The 15461-nt window shown below is 37.4% G+C and carries 16 protein-coding genes; 8 read left to right on the top strand and 8 right to left on the bottom strand.

All coding sequences use genetic code 11. The features are described from left to right. The first annotated feature begins 3 nt into the window (after positions 1-3). Positions 4-1074, top strand: a complete 1071-nt coding sequence (locus tag ACE2AL_RS13810; RefSeq protein ID WP_272538715.1) for a sn-glycerol-3-phosphate import ATP-binding protein UgpC — start codon at positions 4-6, stop codon at positions 1072-1074. Beyond that, entirely contained in the window at positions 1071-1808 is a 738-nt protein-coding gene (gene ugpQ, locus ACE2AL_RS13805; RefSeq protein WP_206086690.1) for a glycerophosphodiester phosphodiesterase, read from the top strand. The genes ACE2AL_RS13810 and ugpQ overlap by 4 nt, the downstream gene beginning before the upstream one ends. Before the next feature lie 40 nt (positions 1809-1848). On the opposite strand, the gene ACE2AL_RS13800 is transcribed toward ugpQ, so the two are convergent. After that, on the bottom strand, positions 1849-2568 hold the full coding sequence (locus ACE2AL_RS13800) for a GNAT family N-acetyltransferase (RefSeq protein ID WP_272538713.1): 720 nt from the start codon (positions 2566-2568) through the stop codon (positions 1849-1851). A 256-nt stretch (positions 2569-2824) separates the two neighbouring features. Between ACE2AL_RS13800 and ACE2AL_RS13795 the strand changes: the two genes are divergently transcribed. Then, positions 2825-3337, top strand: coding sequence for a hypothetical protein (locus ACE2AL_RS13795; RefSeq protein WP_206086692.1), 513 nt, complete (start codon positions 2825-2827; stop codon positions 3335-3337). A 209-nt stretch (positions 3338-3546) separates the two neighbouring features. Continuing rightward, a complete protein-coding gene (locus ACE2AL_RS13790) occupies positions 3547-3975 on the top strand; it encodes a molybdopterin-binding protein (protein ID WP_206086693.1) in 429 nt (142 codons plus the stop codon). Between the two features lie 41 nt (positions 3976-4016). On the opposite strand, the gene ACE2AL_RS13785 is transcribed toward ACE2AL_RS13790, so the two are convergent. Continuing rightward, entirely contained in the window at positions 4017-4697 is a 681-nt protein-coding gene (locus tag ACE2AL_RS13785) for a Crp/Fnr family transcriptional regulator (RefSeq protein ID WP_206086694.1), read from the bottom strand. Positions 4698-4904: 207 nt separating this feature from the next. After that, a complete protein-coding gene (locus tag ACE2AL_RS13780; RefSeq protein ID WP_206086695.1) occupies positions 4905-5348 on the bottom strand; it encodes a hypothetical protein in 444 nt (147 codons plus the stop codon). A 181-nt stretch (positions 5349-5529) separates the two neighbouring features. On the opposite strand from ACE2AL_RS13780, the gene ACE2AL_RS13775 reads away from it, so the two are divergent. Together ACE2AL_RS13775 and ACE2AL_RS13770 are read left to right on the top strand one after the other, a co-directional pair. After that, a complete protein-coding gene (locus tag ACE2AL_RS13775) occupies positions 5530-6096 on the top strand; it encodes an NAD(P)H-dependent oxidoreductase (RefSeq protein ID WP_206086696.1) in 567 nt (188 codons plus the stop codon). Positions 6097-6311: 215 nt separating this feature from the next. Next, the gene (locus ACE2AL_RS13770) at positions 6312-6602 is read left to right on the top strand and encodes a putative quinol monooxygenase (RefSeq protein WP_272573727.1); all 291 of its coding nucleotides are present in this window, start codon (positions 6312-6314) and stop codon (positions 6600-6602) included. A 121-nt stretch (positions 6603-6723) separates the two neighbouring features. Here ACE2AL_RS13770 and ACE2AL_RS13765 read toward each other — a convergent pair whose 3' ends face one another. Then, positions 6724-7302, bottom strand: coding sequence for an NAD(P)H-dependent oxidoreductase (locus tag ACE2AL_RS13765; RefSeq protein ID WP_206086698.1), 579 nt, complete (start codon positions 7300-7302; stop codon positions 6724-6726). 375 nt (positions 7303-7677) lie between these two features. Here ACE2AL_RS13765 and dkgB point away from each other — a divergent pair, with 375 nt between their 5' ends. Then, on the top strand, positions 7678-8481 hold the full coding sequence (dkgB, locus tag ACE2AL_RS13760; RefSeq protein WP_375083600.1) for a 2,5-didehydrogluconate reductase DkgB: 804 nt from the start codon (positions 7678-7680) through the stop codon (positions 8479-8481). A gap of 200 nt (positions 8482-8681) precedes the next feature. Here the strand turns inward: dkgB and yafC are convergent, their stop codons facing one another. The 4 genes from yafC to ACE2AL_RS13740 all read right to left on the bottom strand — a co-directional run bounded on the left by yafC (position 8682) and on the right by ACE2AL_RS13740 (position 12123). Then, on the bottom strand, positions 8682-9581 hold the full coding sequence (yafC, locus tag ACE2AL_RS13755; protein WP_206086700.1) for a DNA-binding transcriptional regulator YafC: 900 nt from the start codon (positions 9579-9581) through the stop codon (positions 8682-8684). Positions 9582-9803: 222 nt separating this feature from the next. Then, positions 9804-10358 carry a TetR/AcrR family transcriptional regulator gene (locus ACE2AL_RS13750; RefSeq protein WP_375083599.1) on the bottom strand — a complete coding sequence of 185 codons (555 nt, stop codon included), beginning with the start codon at positions 10356-10358 and terminating at the stop codon, positions 9804-9806. Next, complete coding sequence (locus ACE2AL_RS13745; protein WP_272538708.1) at positions 10355-10891, bottom strand: dihydrofolate reductase family protein; 537 nt, start codon at positions 10889-10891, stop codon at positions 10355-10357. The genes ACE2AL_RS13750 and ACE2AL_RS13745 overlap by 4 nt, the downstream gene beginning before the upstream one ends. Before the next feature lie 146 nt (positions 10892-11037). Then, a complete protein-coding gene (locus ACE2AL_RS13740) occupies positions 11038-12123 on the bottom strand; it encodes a hypothetical protein (RefSeq protein ID WP_272538707.1) in 1086 nt (361 codons plus the stop codon). Positions 12124-12413: 290 nt separating this feature from the next. Between ACE2AL_RS13740 and fdnG the strand changes: the two genes are divergently transcribed. Continuing rightward, entirely contained in the window at positions 12414-15461 is a 3048-nt protein-coding gene (gene fdnG / locus ACE2AL_RS13735; RefSeq protein ID WP_206086704.1) for a formate dehydrogenase-N subunit alpha, read from the top strand.

The raw sequence follows: 15461 nt of genomic DNA, 5'->3' as shown, positions 1-15461 counted from the left end.
GCCATGGCAGAGTTAAAATTACAAGCAGTTAGTAAAAGTTGGGATGGTAAAAACCAAGTTATTAAGCCATTAACTGTTGATGTTGCGGATGGTGAGTTTATTGTGATGGTTGGTCCGTCAGGTTGTGGAAAATCAACGTTATTACGTATGGTTGCAGGCCTTGAGAGAGTGACCAGTGGTGATATTTGGATTGACCAGCAACGAGTGACAAATTTAGAACCTAAAGAGCGCGGCATTGCAATGGTTTTTCAAAATTATGCGTTATACCCACATATGAGTGTTGAAGAAAACATGGCGTGGGGGTTAAAAATCAGAGGGTTAGGTAAAGATCAAATCCGCAAAAAAGTTGAAGAAGCTGCCCGTATATTAGAGCTAGAGGGTTTGTTGCAACGCCGTCCGCGTGAATTGTCAGGAGGGCAGCGCCAGCGTGTTGCGATGGGACGGGCAATAGTACGTGATCCCGCTGTGTTTTTGTTTGATGAGCCATTGTCCAACTTAGATGCTAAATTACGCGTACAAATGCGACTGGAACTACAACATCTTCATCAAAGGCTTAAAACAACCAGTTTGTATGTGACTCATGACCAAGTAGAGGCAATGACATTGGCTCAGCGAGTGATGGTGATGAATAGAGGGATTGTAGAGCAGATAGGTACCCCTGTTGAGGTCTATGAGAAACCTGCGAGTCGTTTTGTTGCCAGTTTTATTGGCTCACCAGCGATGAACTTATTTGAGGGTAAAATTAGCGAGGATGGTAAATTTTTTATATTTAGTTCAGGGCATTTGATACCACTGAATCGCCAATATTTACAGTGGGCAGGGAGTGCGATAACGTTAGGGATACGACCTGAGCATATAGAATGGGTTTCGAAAACAGCTGAAGGAATACCGCTGGTGGTCGAAAATCTTGAAATACTCGGCGCAGATAATTTAGTGCATGGGCGTATAGCCTCACAAAAAGTGGTTGTACGCCTTAGTCATGAATTTCGTCCACAGGTAGGGACGGCTCTGTATCTTCATTTTCCAGATACGCACCTACATTTTTTCGATAGCCAACAGGGATACCGTTTATGAGTAATTGGCCTTACCCGCATGTTGTCGCACACCGAGGTGGCGGTAAACTTGCACCTGAAAATACGTTAGCCGCAATTGATGTTGGTGCGAGCTTTGGGCATACAATGATTGAGTTTGATGCAAAACTCTCCATTGACGGGCAAATCTTTCTGTTGCACGACGATACGCTAGAAAGAACGAGTGATGGTGCTGGTGTTGCTGGGTTACTGAGTTGGGAGGAATTGCTCACTATTGATGCAGGAAGTTGGTATAGTTCAGAGTTTGCAGGTGAGCACTTACCTTCCCTTGAACAAGTTGCAGATCGTTGCCAGAAATACGGCATGATGGCGAATATCGAAATTAAGCCAACAACAGGTCTAGAAATTGAGACAGGCACTTTGGTTTCATTGGCAGCCCGAGAACTCTGGGTTGGGCAAACGGCACCGTTATTATCGTCCTTTTCTGTTGAGGCTTTAGAGGCTGCCCAAAAAACGGTTCCTGAACTACCAAGGGGGCTGTTACTCGATCAGTGGCGTGATGATTGGCAACAATTAACAACACAATTGGCATGTATTTCAATTCATTTAAACCATAAACTCTTAGATGAAGCACGCGTCAAAATGCTTAAACAAGCAGGGTTACGCATATTAGCTTACACTGTAAATGACCCAGCTCGAGCCTCTCAGCTTTTACAGTGGGGGGTTGATGCAATTTGTACAGATCGTATTGATGTGATTGGGCCTGATTTTTCTTAATTTCCATTATTTTGATGGCCCCAATTTGGGGCTATCAACGTTAATCTTCGACTAACAAGAAACTTTTTCGAATAGTTGAAAGGGATTTTATTTGCTTACCATTGCGATGGTTAGAATCAGCTAACCAAGCTTGTAGTGCTTCATTTACCTGTGGCCATTCACTGTCAATAATCGAAAACCAATCGGTATCTCGATTTCGGCCTTTGGTCACTAGTGCATTACGAAATCGTCCCTCATATTGAAAACCTAAACGTAATGCAGCTTGATGGGAAGGGTTATTCAAGCTATTGCATTTCCATTCGTAACGTCTGTAACCTAGTGTATTAAATACATATTGCATCAATAGCCAGTGTGCTTCGGTTGACATGATTGTCCCACTGAGTAAGGTGGAAAAGTGAACATGACCGACTTCAACAACCCCATTATTTGCATCTATTCTCATTAATGAAAATACACCAATTGCTGCATCATTGCGCTTATTAAAAATAGTAAAAAATAAGGGATCACTTTTTTGTGAAGCGTGATGAACCCAATCTTTATATTGCTCAAAATTTTGAGGCGCTTCATCAGATAACCAAGTCCAACTACGCTTATCTGGTGATTGGGAAAATGACTGATATAAGCTTTCAGCGTGTGAAGTATTGAGGGGAGCAATCCGGCAGTGTCTGCCTTGTAGTTGAATTCGCTGAGGTAATTGGCGCGCAGACCAATTTGGAATTAGCCGACCAATAGGTTGGCCAAATTCATTTTCTATGTGCATAAATAGAGTACCTTATAAAAAATAATAGCATTAATATAAGTAAATTGTGGTTTGATAAAAGCTCCACTTTTTACAAATATTAAGGTGCCAATTGGGAGGCGGAGAATATCATTCTTAGAGGGGGGCTAATAAAGCTGATAATAAGGAATAGAGCTAATCAAATATAAACATTTTCTTACGCTTAAAATTTCAGCTTTAACTTAACGTTGCTTATACTAAGCTAAGTTTTGTGCACTTTATTAATTCAAGGAATGCAATGAAAAAAATAGGATTTTTATTTACTGCGATTATGGCTTTAGCTGGATGTCAAGCGCCTAATTCAACGTTGGTTTATACCTGTGATATTGACCAATCGATCAACCAGATATCACACGATAGGAATGGTAGCTTTACATTCCCAACCGCTGCACCCATCGCCAAAGTATTTTTCTTTAATGATGTGATTAACATCCGTGATTTTGTCATCGGTGAATATGCAGGCTTTCCTTTAAATAAAAGTAAAGAGCATCGCAGAGTCGAGAGTATCAAAGATTTTAATGTGACGATTAATAAAGGTGATTATTATCATGATGATGGGCGTATTATTGAAATAGTTTCTCCGAAAAATAATACGATTAGCCTTTTTTTAATTGATAGCCAAACGGGCAAGACAAATTCCTTGCAGTTTTTAACGGACTGTAAAAAAGAATATGTTGTGTTGAAGTCCCGAGGCCATAATCATGAACATGATTACAAAAAAGAACATCCACTATTAAAAAGAAGTGATTAAGCGCGAATACAAGAACTACTTTAATATGAATAACGCAAATTCGGAGTAATTGCTCAGTTGATTTTTATAATTATGTATTAATATCATAGAAATGTTGTCATGATTTACGATATTTTAGTTATGGGCTTTGGTTACCACAGTTGGGAAAATTTAGTGTTAAAGCCTTACTATTCAAATAATGAGTCATTAATAATCAAGAAGGGCGTAATATGACTATTTCTGCAAGAAATCAACTTATCGGTGTTGTTGAGTCTGTTGTTGTTGGGGCAATAAATGATGAAGTTATTTTAGATTTGGGCAACGGAGAAAGTATTGCCGCAATCATCACTAAAAACAGTACTAAACAGTTAGGGTTAGAAAAAGGTAAACAAGCCGTTGCTGTCATTAAAGCACCGTGGGTTGTCCTTGTTTCCGATGCACAAGAGTACCAGTTTTCAGCACGTAACCAATTTTGTGGAAAAGTAGAATCTATTGAAAAGGGTAGTGTAAACTCTGTCGTTAACTTAAAAACGGAGGCGGGAACATTATTGTCAGCTGTGGTAACGAATAATAGCACTGTTGAAATGGCGCTAGCAGTCGGCAGTAAAGTTACGGCAATTATTAAAGCTTCAGCGGTTATTTTAGCCACTAAAAAGTAATGGTTACCGTATTAGACTAAGGCTGCCTCTGGTGGCCTTTTTTACTTTTGATACGAACTTAAGAGTAGCTCAGTATTTAAAATTTTTATTTGCTTGCCTTTTAGTTCAATTAACTTGTCTGTGATTAATTTAGAGAGTGTTCGATTTAATTGCCTTACCGATACCCCTAGCATAGCAGCTAAAGATTCTCTGTTTTCTAATTTAAAATTAACACCATATTGTTTTTCTACAAAAGATAGGTAGCGCCTTAATTTGTACTCTACTGAATAGGACGCACTTGAATGTAATTGTGATGCGTTATATAGCTTTTTACTGAGGTGCTGGCAGATAAACTGCAAAAATAATGGTGAATTAATTTCCTTTTTTCGAATTATAGATAAAGGAATTGCGAGTAAATCTGCATCTGTAACAGCTTGAATTGTGTTGTAGATCCTATCATGTTCATCGTCATCTTGGAAAAGTTCTAAATCACCAAGAATAGAAAATGCATTTTCAAATGAAAAAACAACCTTATTTCCATTAGTTTCATAGCGTTCTACTTGTAATTTGCCTTTAACAAGAAAATACAGGTGACTAATTTTGCTATCTTGAAAGATTAAGTACTCTTTAGCCTTTATGTGGATAAGTTTTGCTTTTTCGAGAGTTTCTTCAGAAATAATTTCATTAAGATTATGATAGGTAATAAAATCTTCACACTTTGCTGTAGAGTTTACTCTTTTCATTTTAATAGCCACTTATACTTAAAATTATAGGTGAATCATACTCAATTTTTCTTCTTTAAAAAAGGACATGTGTCCTTTTTTAAAGGGTAATAGCCCAGCTAGTTTGTTTGAAAATAACGTGTAGGGTATTAATATTAAAGATTTTTTAGAATCTTCAAGTATATTTAAGTTAGAGATATAGGGCTTTGTCCTTTTTCTCTACTGTGATTAATTATATGTTATACCATTCAAACCCCAATGATGGGTAATTTCCCTTATAATTAATAAAAAAGCACTGAACTCACTATTCGTTGGTAATTGTGTTGAATGAATAGGGCTACCGTTAATTACATTGACCAATTCATTAAAAGCATCTTCGATTTGTGGTGTCGTTATAAATTCACCATTAACATGCCTATTTTCTATCAGTAAACCTAGCATTTTATTATTGCTAGAGAGTAATATTTCCCCATCAGGAAGCTGTCTTTTTACTGGAATAATGGCATTTTCAATATGTTCAATTGCTATCTCTGCGTCATAAGCTGTAATAGGCGTGTGTTGTATGCTAAAACCATTAAAGTTTTTAGTGCCAATCGGTAAACTTATTTCAGTTGATAAGTAAGATAATAGGGTTTCACTGTCTTTAATATCCAATTGAATATGATTTTCCATTGCGACCTCACTTTTATATGTTCATTTAATCATGCTATTTGGGTTAGTATTATCTGTACAGTATTTCAACAGTTTTTGCGTTTTATCATAATTACTAATCTATAATAAGTTACAATAAAAAGGTCGAAAAAAGAGAGTTCTATTTTGTATTATTCGGACTTTATTATAAGGATGGAATTTTATGGTAACAATTATTTATGCGCACCCATGGGACGGCAGCTTCTGCCATTTTTTACTCGAAACAATAGAAAAAGAGTTAATGGCCAAAAATAAAAAGTTTCAGATTATTGATTTACATACAGATAACTTTAATCCTGTTTTAACAGAGGCTGAACTTGCATTATATGCAAAAGGGAACTTTATTGATCCTTTAGTGGGAAAATATCAAAGGATACTGAAAGCCAGTTGTGAGGTGATTGTTATTTTCCCTGTTTGGTGGATGGGAATGCCTGCTATTTTAAAAGGTTTCTTTGATAAAGTGATGTTAAATGGTTTTGCTTGGTACTATAACGAACAACAACAAAAGCTTTTACCACTGTTAGATATCAACAAAACGACCATTGTGACGACATCTGAAGAGCCAACTGACTTTATAGTCAAAGAAGGTGATCCTGTTCATGATGCTATTTTCCACTGTATGACAGCGGTAGGGCTTAAAAATGGAAAGTGGATGAACTGTGATCGCGTAACTCAAGGAGGTGATGAGCATCGCTTAGCCTTTATTGCATCACTGTTGGATGAAATTTAGCTTATGGCTATCAATATGAAATAAACAAAATATAATGCAATTATAAAATTAATTGTATTATATTTTAAAATTACGCTGTTTTTGCAATATAACAATATTATTAAAATTAGAAATGTATTTTCTGAATTATAGAATAATAAAGCCTGAATTCTAATTTTGAGTTATGTTATAAATAGAGGGGTTGAAATTCTCTACTTTTATAACAGGATGAGTTTATGTCGGAAATAAGAATTGTTGCAACGATAATTGCAAAAGATAATGAAGTTGAGTTTGTAAAACTAGCAACTAAATCGCTTGTTGAGCCAAGCAATAGAGATGAAGGTTGCCTTCAGTATGAATTACATCAAGATAATGCTAATCCCAATACATTTATTTTCTTTGAGATATGGAAGGATCAACAATCACTAGATAAACATAATGCTACGCAACACTTACAAGATGTTATTAAGAGAATAGAGGATAAAATTGATCTGTTAGATGTGAAATTAATAAGTAAAATTGCATAAAATATAATTTATATTATTCCAAATAATAAAAAAGGAATACGTTGTATACGCTAAATCATTCGAGTTGCAGTCAACACCCATGCAGCTTGAAGGATGACGCATATATTCCTTTTTAAATTAACTATTTAAAAATCGCAGTGAGATGCGTTTTGTAATCATTGATATATTTTTCAATATTGGGTTCTTTGATCACGTCGTTAACCATAAAGGTTGGGAATTTTTTCAATCCAAGGAATTGTTGTGATTTATGAAATGCAAAATAAACACCATCCACACCACGACCATCAAAAAAGTTATCAAATTCATCAAATGCATCGACGGGAGCATTCCAAGTCACTGAAAGCATATATTTTCTACCATGAAGCAGGCCACCAGTGCCGTATTGCTTATTTGGATCTTGGCGAGTTCGTCCATCGTTTGCATATAAGTGACCGTGGCCGAGGGTATAAACGTCATCCATATATTTTTTTACCATCCACGGCATCATCATCCACCAGCCAGGCATTTGGTAAATGATTGTATCTGCCCAAAGAAATTTTTTAACTTCGTTTTCGATATCGTAGCCTGATTCAATATGTGTTTCTTGGATAGTATGCCCTAACTCACTTAAACAGGTTTTAGCGACATCATGTAAAGTACGATTAAGTTGTCCTGCGGAGTGAGCGAATGTTTGTCCACCATTGAGAAGAAGAATTTTCATTTGTCTTGCCTTGTTTGCTAATTACTAAGTTGTATTTAGGCTAACAAACTAAAATAAAGATGAAAAGCAGACCAATTAAACAGATTTTTATGTTTTTTAGTTTTATTGTCTGATTTAATGATGGGGTTAAATGAATTTAAGTAAAAGATTTTAATGAAGGCCACTTTTATAGTTAAAGCTATTATCTGCAGGAATTATTGATTTTTTAGCAAAAGTCTATTGAAATTATGGCTATTTCCGTCAGTGTTATTACAGCGTATTCTCTGTGGTATTCAATTGTCGCCACAACTATTGACTAGTTTGCAGTTAATAAATATGGCGAAAAAATAATTATCAGTAAAGTTTAACGTGAACGAATTTAAGAGAGATAACATAATGGCTATTCCTGTGATCGGCGTTGGTACATTCCGTTTAAAAGATGATGTGGTAATTGCTTCAGTTAAAAATGCATTAGATGTCGGTTATCGAGCCATCGATACTGCGCAAATTTATGAAAATGAAGAAGCGGTTGGGCAAGCTATAGCCGAAAGTGGCATTTCACGTGATGAACTTTATATTACGACAAAAATTTGGATTGAGAATCTAAGCAAAGATAAGCTCATTCCAAGTTTGAAAAAAAGTTTAAGTGATTTACAAACAGATTATGTAGATTTAACACTGGTGCATTGGCCATCTCCAAATGATGCTGTTTCTGTTGAAGAATTCATGCAAGCTTTATTGGAAGCAAAAAAACAAGGGTTAACACGTGAAATCGGTATTTCTAATTTTACCATTCCGTTAATGGAAAAAGCGATTGCGGCGGTCGGTGTAGAAAATATTGCGACAAATCAAATCGAGCTATCACCTTATCTGCAAAACAAAAAAGTCGTCGAGTGGGCAAAACAGCACAATATCCATATTACCTCTTATATGACATTAGCCTATGGTAAAGCATTAAACGATGAGACTATTGCGCAAATTGCACAGAAATACAGTGCAACGCCAGCTCAAGTTATTTTAGCGTGGGCGATTGGGGAAGGATACTCAGTTATTCCATCATCAACAAAGCGTGAGAATTTATTAAGCAATTTACAAGCAACCCAATTACAGTTAGATAGTGACGATAAAGCCGCTATTGCAAAATTAGATTGTCATGATCGTTTAGTTAGCCCTGAAGGTTTAGCTCCAAACTGGGACTAATTAATTATTTATATGCACAGAAGCCATAATTTTTTATGGCTTCTGAGGCTGTTGACAAAGCAGGATAAAAGCGTGGTTTTTCCTACTTTGTGTTATCAGCCGAAAATCAATAAATTGATTTTCCTAATTTATTTTCAAAACCTATCCAACCTGAAGTCAAACCTAATCGGTTTGCCAGCAGTCTGAGAAGCCATAATTTTTTATGGCTTCTGAATTTCTGCAAGATATTGAGTTAAGCTGTCAATAAAAACGCGGATACGCTGGCTGACAACGCGGTCACTGTAATAAACGGCATGGAATGGCAAAGGAACAGGCTGTAAGTCTTCTTTTAATATTTCGACAAACTGGCCATTTTGAATATCTTTATTCACCATAAAGTCAGACAAACATGCAATTCCATTTCCCGTTAAGCAAAGCTGCCTTAGCGTTTCTCCACTATTTGATGATATCCCTTCCGTGACTTCCATTAATTGCCCATCAACACTTTTAACTGGCCACATATTTAATGATGCGGGTTCAGTAAAGGTTAAACATGTATGGTTCAAAAGCGCTTGAGGGTATTTGGGTTCACCATGTTGTTCAAGGTAATTTGGAGATGCGATTATCTTGCGGTAACTATTAAATAATGGGCGGGCGCGTAAGCTGGAGTCGGTGAGTTGCCCTGCACGTATTGCAACATCGACTTTCCGTTCGATTAAATTAACAAAGGTTTCTGATGACACTAACGACAAATGAATGTCGGGATATTGTTGACGAAAAACAGAAACAAAGGGGATTAATATATGCAATACAATCGGTGTTGCAGCATCAATTCGTAATAGGCCTTTTGGGGAAGCTTGCGTTTCGTGTAATTCATTTTCTGCTGCTTGCATTTCTTGCAAGATAACTTTCATACGCTGAAAATAAAGTTCGCCCTCGGCGGTTAGGTCAATTTGCCTTGTGGTGCGGTTAAGCAAGTTGACACCCAATTTTTCTTCCAGTTTTTTGACGATTCGACTTACTGCTGAATTTGCTAAATTCAGTTTATCAGCTGCTTTACTAAAACTTTTTTGTTCTACCACTTCAATAAATACTCGGGCTTCTTCAGATGTTGCTCTCATAATGATTTTATTAGCCAATAAGATGATAGAAAAGATGGCAGTTATAGTAGCAGAAATAAAAAGTAGTAGGGAGTAAAAGGGTTACAGTAGTAAAGCGTTATTTATTTGACTATTTTCGACATAATAATTAGTCCTTTATGCTCAGTAAAATCATTCCGTTTATAAAATTTTCTGCGGGGAAACCTCGTTCAGTATTTAGAATAATGGCATTAAAATTACGTTTTATATATTATTTAAGAGTATCTTTAATGTATCAGTATAATTTTCTTTTGCTTTGTCATAAATAAGCTGATCATTGGTTGCTGTTGCTAAAGCTTCGCCGTGAGTATAATCGATTAAAATGTGCCCCCATTGGGTTGCTTGTTGTGTTGATAATCCTAACTCCGTTAATAACTGGATTAGCTCCTTGGTTATGCGAGAGGCTTGCTCGGGAAATAACTTAGGTGTGCTAAATATTGCTAACGTAATTTGCGGGTATTGAATGATTTTTTCGCGATATCTAAGTAAAAGGTTTTCTATTTTGGGGTAAATGCCTTTTATATCTGCAATATTAACATCATGATAAAGCGTGTTACCAATAGCTTTAATTAATGCATTTTTATCAGAAAAATAGTGGTAAATAGCCATTGGTGTGATGGCCATCTCCTTGGCTATTAACCGCATAGATAATTGCTCAATCCCTTTTTCATCTAATATCACTATTGCTTTCGCAATAATATTTTCAGATGATATGTTGAGTTGTTGTGATCTCGGGCGTCCAGGTTTACGTTCTGTCATTTGACTATCTCATAATGAGATTGAATAAACCCTGAAGGGAAGCTTTGAGTATTTAAATGTTTTAGGCAAATATCATGGGATAGAGGGCCAAATAAAGAACGTCCTTCACCTAATAAAATAGGAATTTTAGTGATAATAAGGTCGTGAATTAGCCCTTGTTTTAAAAAGGATTGAACAACTTGCCCACCATCGATATAAACACGCTTATAGCCTTCAGCCTCTAACATTAGCATGACTTGCTCTGGAGTCTGGTTTGAAAACCGTACCTTACCGATTAAATGCTCAGGTACGGATTGTGCGGAGAGCTTGGATGAAAGCACCACAATAGGTTTTTCATAGGGCCAAGGTGTGAAGTCACAAATTGTTTCGAATGTTCCTCGACCCATGATGATAGCGTCGATGTTGTTGATAAAGCTTTCGTAGCCATGATTTTCATCAGGCAGGTCCTGTTGTAAAAGCCACTCAATATCACCATTTTTACGTGCAATATAGCCATCTAAACTGGTTGCTATGAAGACATGCCCAGTGATCATTATGATACCTCCAGAATTAATTATACGGTGTATAATAATGTAAAAATATAGGAATGCTAGTTTTAATAATGTGGCTATATATGTTTTGTTTAGTTATTGACAACATGCAGCCTGAGCACTAACTTTTCTCGTTTTTTTCTTTTAGATTACTGCTCAATCATTTCGCTGTCTTTGTATTCAAACCACTTATCATCAAAACCCTTCGATATCATAGCGCTATCACTATGTAATAGTATTCTAATGATGTTATTTGAAAACTGGCTTTTATTTCTCTCAAGATGCCTGATCTCTGAAAAAGTGATGGGTTCTATGCACTCTTTATTATTATATAGCCGTCTAAAACCATGTTTGAAATTTTTTTGATTGATGTCACTGAGTAAAAAACCTTTTTCATCATTTTGGTTCCAAGTGAGAATGATTGAATGGTGGTGTTGGAGAAAGAAATTCAATCCGATTTTACTTGTATTTCTAAAAAAATGGTTTTCAATTAAATTAAATAAGCCAGATGAATTCCAATTTATATCCTCCTTGTTAGTTTGATATAGATCTTGTAATTTCGCTCGAAATTCTGATAGGGATTGACACGGTAATATCTTATTTTTAATAAAATTGTACAGTTCGTCGCTATTAGTTTTTGGTGATGTATTTTTTATGATGAGTTTTTTTAATTCTTTGAGTTGTTCCTGTGTGTTACTCTTTTTAGCTAAATATTGAAATATATCGATTTTATGCTTGTTATTCGCTAGCGTAACTTGCCATTGATTAACGAAAGGAAGATATGATTTTAGAACCCAATCAGCGTCCACCGTTGAGCGGTTTTCTAGCGCGTTAACAAAAGCATTTAACTGTTCGTCCAGCTCGCCATATACACTACATAATGGGTAAACATTCACTTTATTTAGGCCAATACTTTGATTTAAACTGCCTATCATGATGGTTTGTACTTCTTTATTAACAGCTCTCATGTAGTCAGCACATTCTAATTGATGTTTACTAATACCGTAAATAGCCGCTTTTTTTATGTCATGCTGAATATTATTTTTCAATTCATCACGTTCCTGATTAATTGCTATTTTTTGTTGACTAGTACTTAATAAATCGAAGGGGTTTTGGCTGCTCTCCACATTATGGAGATGACTGATGAAACTCGAAGTGTTATTTTGTAGTGGATTTATGTTTTTTATTTTACTATTTGATAGTATTGAAATTTCATTATTTACGTTAAGTGGCATAATTTACCTTAAAACTGAGTGTTTTTGTAAATTATAATTATTATGTTGAAATGTGGATTTCAAAAAACGCCAAATAAAATTTATTTAACTTAAAGGTTTTCGATTGTAACAATTGATCCAAATCAATTTAACAATAAATACCCTATTGGTGGTAATTTTAATTGTTGTTTAACTACTCAGTTAATATTAATTAAACTTTTATTTTCACTTTAATTGATTTTAGGCAATATCTAATCATATTAGGCTGCTATTCTCTCACCGATTTATACAAAAAATATAAAGAGGTAGCAATGAACGTTAGTCGCAGAAAGTTTTTTAAAATCTGTGCTGGCGGGATGGCAGGTACAACTGTAGCTGCGTTAGGTTTTATGCCTGGAATGGCAATAGCTAATGTACGTGAATATAAATTACTACGTTCTAAAGAGACGCGTAATACTTGTACTTACTGTTCTGTCGGTTGTGGATTATTAATGTATAGCATGGGCGATGGTGCCATGAATGCTAAATCCGCGATCTTCCACGTCGAAGGAGACTCCGACCACCCTGTAAACCGTGGTGCTTTATGTCCTAAAGGGGCTGGCCTGCTGGATTACATTCACAGTGAAAATCGTTTACGTTACCCAGAATATAGAGCGCCAGGCTCTGATAAATGGGAACGTATTAGCTGGGATGATGCTTTCACGCGTATTGCGCGATTAATGAAAGATGACCGCGACGCAAACTTCATTGAAAAAAATGAACAAGGAACAACAGTAAACCGTTGGTTATCCACAGGGATGTTATGTGCATCTGCTGCAAGTAACGAAACGGGAATGTTGACCCAAAAATTCGCACGATCGCTAGGTATGCTGGCGGTTGATAACCAAGCGCGTGTCTGACATGGACCAACGGTAGCAAGTCTTGCTCCAACATTTGGTCGCGGTGCGATGACCAACCACTGGGTTGATATTAAAAATGCGGATGTTGTCGTCGTAATGGGCGGTAACGCTGCGGAAGCTCACCCTGTTGGGTTCCGCTGGGCAATTGAAGCAAAAAATAATAATGATGCAACACTGATTGTTATCGATCCGCGTTTTACGCGTACCGCATCAGTCGCAGACCATTATGTGCCAATTCGTTCAGGCACCGATATTACTTTCTTATCGGGCGTTTTACTGTATCTAATTGAAAATAATAAAATCAATGCTGAATACGTTCAGAACTACACCAATGCGGCGTTAATTGTCAGAGATGATTTTGACTTTGAAGATGGTCTATTTAGTGGCTATAACGCTGACAAACGCAGTTATGACAAAACCAGCTGGAACTACAAATTTGATGAGAATGGTCACGCACTGCGCGATGACACATTACAAGACCCACGTTGTGTTTGGAATTTACTTCGCAAGCACGTCTCACGCTATACGCCTGAGATGGTTGAAAAAATTTGTGGTACTTCACAAGCCGATTTTTTAAAAGTTTGCGAAATTCTCGCGACGACCAGCGCTTCTGATAAAGCAGGTACGTTCCTGTATGCCTTAGGTTGGACACAACATACCGTAGGCGCGCAAAACATCCGTACCATGGCAATGATCCAATTACTGCTTGGTAATATGGGAGTTGCTGGTGGTGGTGTGAACGCATTGCGTGGTCACTCAAATATTCAAGGTTTGACAGACTTAGGCCTGTTATCTACCAGTTTGCCAGGTTACCTGACATTACCTTCAGAAAAACATCTTACTGTCGATAATTACCTGACGGCGAACACGCCAAAAGCGACATTACCGAATCAGGTGAACTACTGGAGTAATTACCCTAAATTCTTCGTCAGTTTGATGAAATCGTTCTACGGTGATTCTGCACAAGCAGATAACCAGTGGGGCTTCGATTGGTTACCTAAATGGGACCAAGCTTATGATGTGATGAAGTATTTTGACATGATGAGCCGTAACGAAGTGACGGGTTACATCTGCCAAGGCTTTAACCCAGTTGCGTCTTTCCCAGACAAAAATAAAGTGGTTAGTTGCCTGAGCAAGCTGAAATATTTAGTGGTTGTTGATCCTCTGGTCACAGAAACAGCAAATTTCTGGCAAAACCACGGTGAGATGAATGACGTCGATACCGCTTCAATTCAAACTGAAGTGTTCCGTTTACCATCAACCTGTTTTGCGGAAGAAGATGGTTCAATCGCTAACTCAGGCCGTTGGTTACAATGGCACTGGCAGGCTGCGGATGGCCCAGGTGAAGCGCGTAATGATGGCCAAATCTTAACGGGTATTTTGTATAAAATCCGTGAAATGTATGAAAAAGAGGGCGGCCAAGGCCAAGAACCTCTGATGCAGATGAAATGGAATTACAAACAGCAATTCCACCCTGAATCAGAAGAAGTGGCGAAAGAGAACAACGGTATTGCACTGGCTGACCTCTATGATGCGGATGGCAATCTTCAGGCGAAAAAAGGCGAGTTACTCAGTTCTTTTGCATTGCTGCGTGATGACGGTACAACCGCTTCGTCTTGTTGGATTTACACTGGTTGCTGGACAGAAAAAGGCAACCAAATGGCGAACCGTGATAACAGCGACCCATCAGGTATCGGTAATACACTAGGTTGGGCATGGGCATGGCCTCTGAACCGCCGTGTGATTTATAACCGAGCATCTTGTGATACCAAAGGTAAACCATGGAATAAAGACCGTGTGCTTATCGAATGGAACGGTAAAAAATGGGTAGGTAACGATATTCCTGACTTTAACGCTTCTGCGCCAGAAGTAGGAACAGGTCCATTTATCATGCAACCTGAAGGGTTAGGGCGTTTATTTGCTATCGATAAGATGGCTGAAGGGCCATTCCCTGAGCACTATGAGCCGTTTGAAACGCCATTAGGTACAAACCCATTGCATCCAAATGTGGTGTCTAACCCTGCTGCGCGAATTTTTGATGAAGACAAGAAGCGTCTTGGTGATCACAAAGATTTCCCTTATGTAGGAACCACATATCGTTTGACTGAGCACTTTCATACGTGGACAAAACACGCTCGCTTAAACGCGATTGCTCAACCAGAGCAATTTGTGGAAATCAGTGAAACCTTAGCGAAAGCGAAGGGCATTGCATTGGGTGATAAAGTCAAAGTCAGCAGTAAACGCGGCTTTATCAAAGCGGTCGCTGTGGTGACACCACGATTGCAAACCCTGATGGTTGATGGCAAACCGATTGAAACGGTTGGTCTGCCAATTCACTGGGGCTTTGAAGGCGCAACACAAAAAGGTTTCATTACCAATACGTTAACGCCATCTGTGGGCGATGCTAACTCTCAGACTCCTGAGTATAAGGCATTCTTAGTTAACATTGAGAAGGCGTAA

This window comes from Providencia xihuensis (assembly GCF_041953405.1).
Taxonomy (GTDB): Bacteria; Pseudomonadota; Gammaproteobacteria; order Enterobacterales; family Enterobacteriaceae; genus Providencia; species Providencia vermicola.
The sequence above is the reverse complement of the archived record's forward strand: the minus strand, read 5'-3'. Positions and strand labels throughout refer to the sequence as shown.

What these genes read in the sequence shown, in the direction of transcription:
- ugpQ (WP_206086690.1), top strand. Translation starts at nt 1,071, where the DNA reads ATGAGTAATTGGCCTTACCCGCATGTTGTCGCACACCGAGGTGGCGGT.
- ACE2AL_RS13750 (WP_375083599.1), bottom strand. Translation starts at nt 10,358, where the DNA reads ATGACAGAACGTAAACCTGGACGCCCGAGATCACAACAACTCAACATA.
- ACE2AL_RS13795 (WP_206086692.1), top strand. Translation starts at nt 2,825, where the DNA reads ATGAAAAAAATAGGATTTTTATTTACTGCGATTATGGCTTTAGCTGGA.
- ACE2AL_RS13765 (WP_206086698.1), bottom strand. Translation starts at nt 7,302, where the DNA reads ATGAAAATTCTTCTTCTCAATGGTGGACAAACATTCGCTCACTCCGCA.
- ACE2AL_RS13790 (WP_206086693.1), top strand. Translation starts at nt 3,547, where the DNA reads ATGACTATTTCTGCAAGAAATCAACTTATCGGTGTTGTTGAGTCTGTT.
- dkgB (WP_375083600.1), top strand. Translation starts at nt 7,678, where the DNA reads ATGGCTATTCCTGTGATCGGCGTTGGTACATTCCGTTTAAAAGATGAT.
- ACE2AL_RS13770 (WP_272573727.1), top strand. Translation starts at nt 6,312, where the DNA reads ATGTCGGAAATAAGAATTGTTGCAACGATAATTGCAAAAGATAATGAA.
- ACE2AL_RS13800 (WP_272538713.1), bottom strand. Translation starts at nt 2,568, where the DNA reads ATGCACATAGAAAATGAATTTGGCCAACCTATTGGTCGGCTAATTCCA.
- ACE2AL_RS13740 (WP_272538707.1), bottom strand. Translation starts at nt 12,123, where the DNA reads ATGCCACTTAACGTAAATAATGAAATTTCAATACTATCAAATAGTAAA.
- ACE2AL_RS13745 (WP_272538708.1), bottom strand. Translation starts at nt 10,891, where the DNA reads ATGATCACTGGGCATGTCTTCATAGCAACCAGTTTAGATGGCTATATT.
- yafC (WP_206086700.1), bottom strand. Translation starts at nt 9,581, where the DNA reads ATGAGAGCAACATCTGAAGAAGCCCGAGTATTTATTGAAGTGGTAGAA.
- ACE2AL_RS13785 (WP_206086694.1), bottom strand. Translation starts at nt 4,697, where the DNA reads ATGAAAAGAGTAAACTCTACAGCAAAGTGTGAAGATTTTATTACCTAT.
- ACE2AL_RS13780 (WP_206086695.1), bottom strand. Translation starts at nt 5,348, where the DNA reads ATGGAAAATCATATTCAATTGGATATTAAAGACAGTGAAACCCTATTA.
- ACE2AL_RS13810 (WP_272538715.1), top strand. Translation starts at nt 4, where the DNA reads ATGGCAGAGTTAAAATTACAAGCAGTTAGTAAAAGTTGGGATGGTAAA.
- ACE2AL_RS13775 (WP_206086696.1), top strand. Translation starts at nt 5,530, where the DNA reads ATGGTAACAATTATTTATGCGCACCCATGGGACGGCAGCTTCTGCCAT.